Raw genomic sequence first — 2232 nt, forward strand, 5'->3', positions numbered from 1 at the left:
AGCTGCTCGCAGATGTAGTGACCGGCGCTGACGCCCATGCCGTAGTTGTCGCCGAGCACCGTCGTGCGCGCGGCGTTCGGGTCGTCGAACTCGCGGTCGACGTTGACGACGACGATGCCGGCCTCCACGACCTGCAGGACACCCGCGTCGACGGCCGCGAGCGCCCGCTCGAGGCTCGCGCGGCTGGTCGCCCGGGCGGCCAGCGACGACAGCGTCGACGGGGACGGCGACGCGAGGTCCGGGCGCAGGCGCAGCAGCGTGACGAGGTCGTCGTCCCCGCACGCGCGCAGGTACCCGGTGAACGTGGCCATCCGTCCCACGATACTTTCCCGCCCTCACGACCGGGGCTGGCCGAGGTCGCGCTCCACCGCACGGCGGAGTGCGCGAGCGGCCTCGCGGGGCCGGCACGACCGTGCCCCGACGCGGGCACGACGCGGGCACGACGCCACGCCTGCGGCTAGCGTGCGAGACGTCCACCCGCCCTCGTCCGGAGGTCAGCCGTGACCGGATCCCTCGACCCCACCGTCGGCCAGGTCGGCGCCGACGCGCTCGCCGCGCTGCTCGCCGACGCCCGCGCGCAGCACGACGACGTCGTCGCGCTCCGGCACGCGCTGCACCGCTCGCCCGAGATCGGCCTGGCACTCCCGGTGACGCAGCGGCTCGTGCTCGACGCGCTCGACGGCCTGGGGCTCGAGGTCACGACGGGCACGGGGCTGTCGTCCGTGGTCGCGGTCCTGCGCGGCGCGCGCCCGGGACCTGCGGTGCTGCTGCGCGGCGACATGGACGCGCTGCCCGTCGCGGAGGAGTCGGACGAGCCGTTCGCGTCCGAGAAGCCGGGCGTGATGCACGCGTGCGGGCACGACCTGCACACCGCCGGGCTGGTCGGCGCGGCCCGGCTGCTCGCCGCCCGCCGCGAGCAGATCGCGGGCTCGGTGGTGCTGATGTTCCAGCCGGGCGAGGAGGGCGACCACGGCGCGCGGCTCATGATCGAGGAGGGCGTGCTCGACGCGGCCGGGGACCGGGTCGTCGCCGCGTACGCGCTGCACGTCATGTCGTCGCTGCTGCCGACCGGGGTCGTGATGTCGCGGCCGGGCACGATCCTCGCCGCCGCCGACACGGTGCGCGTCACGGTCCACGGACGCGGCGGGCACGGCTCGATGCCGCACCTCGCGGCCGACCCCGTCCCGGTCGCAGCCGAGATCGTCCTCGCGCTGCAGGCGATGGTCACGCGCCAGTTCGACGTGTTCGACCCGGTCGTCGTCACGGTCGGCCACATCCTCGGCGGCACGACCGACAACGTCATCGCCCCGACGGCCCGGCTCGAGGCCACCGTCCGCACCTTCTCGGAGGCCGCGCACGCGGTCGTCCCGGAGCGCCTGGCGCGCGTGTGCGAGGGCGTCGCCGCGGCCCACGGGCTGACCGCCACGGTCGACTACGAGCGCGGCTACCCGGTCACGGTCAACACGCCCGACGAGGTGCAGCGGGCGGCGCGCGTCGTCCCCGCGCTGCTCGGCGCGGACGCGTGGCACGAGGCGGCGCAGCCGCTCCCGGGCGCCGAGGACTTCTCCTACGTGCTCGAGCGGGTGCCGGGCGTGTTCGTCGCGGTCGGGGCGACGCCCGTCGGCGAGGACCCGCGCACCGCCGCGGACGCGGTCGTCGACCTCGCGGAGCGCAGCGGCGGGCGGGTCGACTCCCGCTCCGAGCACGCGGCGTCGCAGGAGCAGGCGGGCTCCGCGGCGCTGACGATCCGCGTGCCCGCGGACGAGGTGTCGGCCACCGTCGACGCGCTGCGGGACCTCGGCCGGATCGACGAGATCGACCTCGACGCGCAGGACGTCACCGCCGCCGCGCAGGACCTCGACGCGCGCATCCGCGGCCTCGAGCTGTCGGTCGCGCGCATGTCCGACCTCCTCGCACGCACCACGACCACGGAGGACGTCGTCGCCGCGGAGAACGCGCTGACCGAGCGGCAGACGCGGCTCGAGGAGCTCCAGTCGCAGCGTGCGCGCCTCGCCGACGCGGTCGCGCTGTCGACGCTCACGGTCGAGCTGGTCGGGCCGGGTGTCGTGCCCGCCGCGTCGCCGGGACCCACGTCGTTCGTCGGCGGCCTCGCCGTCGGCTGGCAGTCGTTCGTGGTGACGCTCCGCGGCCTGCTCGTCGTCCTCGGCGTCCTGCTGCCGTGGCTGGCGTTCGCGGGTGCGGTGACCGCCGGGGTCGTCGCGGCCGTCCGCT

General features: G+C 76.1%; 1 protein-coding gene and 1 pseudogene. One reads left to right on the plus strand and one right to left on the minus strand.

Annotation, left to right across the window (positions count from 1 at the left end; all coding sequences use genetic code 11):
- Positions 1-311 (minus strand): annotated as a pseudogene (locus HGA02_RS21195) (hypothetical protein); the annotation flags it as partial.
- 189 nt (positions 312-500) lie between these two features.
- On the opposite strand from HGA02_RS21195, the gene HGA02_RS21200 reads away from it, so the two are divergent.
- On the plus strand, positions 501-2232 hold a 1732-nt coding region (locus HGA02_RS21200; protein WP_168680374.1), incomplete at its 3' end, for an amidohydrolase.

Origin of the sequence: Cellulomonas septica, from assembly GCF_012396155.1 — a bacterium.
In the GTDB taxonomy this organism is placed as follows: Bacteria; Actinomycetota; Actinomycetes; order Actinomycetales; family Cellulomonadaceae; genus Cellulomonas; species Cellulomonas septica.